The sequence below is a fragment of the uncultured Pseudoalteromonas sp. genome (assembly GCF_963922945.1).
Classification (GTDB): Bacteria; Pseudomonadota; Gammaproteobacteria; order Enterobacterales; family Alteromonadaceae; genus Pseudoalteromonas.
This window is the reverse complement of the sequence record NZ_CAWUKC010000183.1, coordinates 1-2,072: the sequence shown is the minus strand read 5'-3', so window position 1 is coordinate 2,072 and position 2,072 is coordinate 1. Positions and strand designations below refer to the sequence as shown.

Here is a 2,072-nt window from a genome sequence, read left to right as displayed (position 1 = left end):
TGTAGACGCGCAACTTGTTGGCGTTTTAAAAGCAGGGCTTTTACGGTGTTAATTTATTAAAAGATGAGAAGCTGCGCTTCTAACGTGAGCAAGCTCGACGTCTACAAGCCAAATTAAACATCGACCATTTAACTTGAGCCAACTCTGCGGCTAATTTCTGCTAAATATTAAGTACTAATGACGCAAAACAAGGACAATATTTAATGCACTGCTAACCTTAAATAGGTACACTTATTTGAGGTGTTATTTAAAGGAGTGAATAATGATTAAATGGATTTTAGTTTTGATTAGTTTTATTTCAACATACGCTTATGCAGGCGAAGCTTACACGCAAAGCAAGTGCGCAAGCATAAAAAAGGAGCGTGAATCTATTCGCTCTCAATTTAGGCAAGGTTATAGCGTTAAAAAAGGTGAGCGGTTAACGGCTCGCGACAAAGTGTTGTTTAGTCAATTGGCAAAGCACTGCAATAAACTTAAAAAGAGTAATAACTCATACCGCCCACATGCTGCACATTCGGCGAACACCAACTGGTTACTTAATCAAAAGGTATCAAACATGACTTTGCACAGTGCTAGCTATAAAAACAAAGCTAAGCTTGAGGCGTGGTCTAAATTTTATAAACTGCCTAAGCGGTGTCGTAAAAAAGAAATGGAAACAAGCGATTTTGTTTGGTGTAGCGAGTATAGAGTGGCACAAAAGCAAGTATTTGAAACCCAATGGCAGGGGCGCCCGTAACGATGTTTAGCACTAAGCTTCGCATAGTATTTATGTTTGTTGTGATGCTTATTGCCTCTGCGCTTATTGCTAATCATTTTACAGGGCGGGTGTTTAACTATCACGACCCGATAGGTGAAGTTAAGCGTATTTATAACGATTTAACCGTAACTCAGCCAAGTAAGTCTTTAGTTAAAGTACAACCCGTAAACTCTGTAAAAACGCCGGCGGGCAGCAGCTCTTTTGTGCCTGCGCGTAATCACTCGCCTCAAGCAGATAAAACACAATGTACAGATGTATCTTTAGGCGACGTAAAATATAAGCGTAACGGTGCTATATACACTTGGACCGACAAGGCAGGTATTGCACATTTTAGCGATACCAAGCCTGGCTTTGCGGTATCTAAGTACGAAAGTAATTTTTCTGAGCCACTGGATTATTTTGACCTTACTTTAAATACACCTAACTTACCGCCTTCATTTAATCAAAAGCTACAAGTAAAACTCAATACAGTATTTAAGGTGTATGGACAAATTATTGGTGCGCATGCTCTAAAAAAGGTAAAACTAAACTTAACGGTATTACCTAACCGTAGGGCTTATAACGCCGCTATTAGGGAAAATGGCGGCAACCCAGAAAATACAGCAGGAATGTATTTTCATGCAACTAACTCTGCGTTTATTAATTTTAGTGGCGAACAAAACACCATGAGAACGGCAGTGCACGAAGCCGTACATGCTATTAATAAAGCAGTTTTAGGGTACACGCCTAGGTGGTTAAATGAAGGGTTTGCTGAGTATTTTGAGTTTACCTATAACAATATGCAAACTGCTATTGTAGAGCCAAATAAAACCTGGGTACGTAATAATAAGCTTACTAAAAACGTGTTTAGACTTAACCGTTTAATGGGGTTAAATAATACATGGCAAAAAGGCGACAGCAGTATGCTTTACGCTAGTAGCTGGGCTGCAATTTATTTTTTAATGGATACCCAATCTGGCAGAATATTACTTAAAAATATTATGCTGGCAGAGCAGAAAAATCCTTGTAACAAGCTTTCGAAAGATCAATTAAACGCGATGTTATCTGAACAGTTCCCAGCATTTAATCATGACTATTCAAAATGGTTGAAAGCGCCATTTAAGCCACATAAATTTTAATTTTTTGTTAGACGCGCATTGCTTTCGTTTAAAAGCAGGGCTTTTACGGTGTTAATTTATTTAGTAATGAGACGCTGCGCTTCTGACGTGAGCAAGCTTCGCCCCTTCGGTAAACTTGAACGCCGCTCCTCTAAGCTTATTACGTCTCTATTTAAATAATATTGCAATCATGATAAATACCGCTAAACTAATCATTA

At 38.7% G+C, this 2,072-nt stretch carries 2 protein-coding genes; both read left to right on the top strand.

Going from position 1 to position 2,072, the window contains the following annotated elements; genetic code table 11:
* Window positions 1–262 precede the first annotated feature (262 nt).
* Complete coding sequence (locus tag AABI99_RS18170; RefSeq protein ID WP_338367523.1) at window positions 263–736, top strand: hypothetical protein; 474 nt, start codon at window positions 263–265, stop codon at window positions 734–736.
* Between the two features lie 2 nt (window positions 737–738).
* Window positions 739–1,875 carry a DUF1570 domain-containing protein gene (locus tag AABI99_RS18165; protein ID WP_338367522.1) on the top strand — a complete coding sequence of 379 codons (1,137 nt, stop codon included), beginning with the start codon at window positions 739–741 and terminating at the stop codon, window positions 1,873–1,875.
* Window positions 1,876–2,072: the final 197 nt, after the last annotated feature.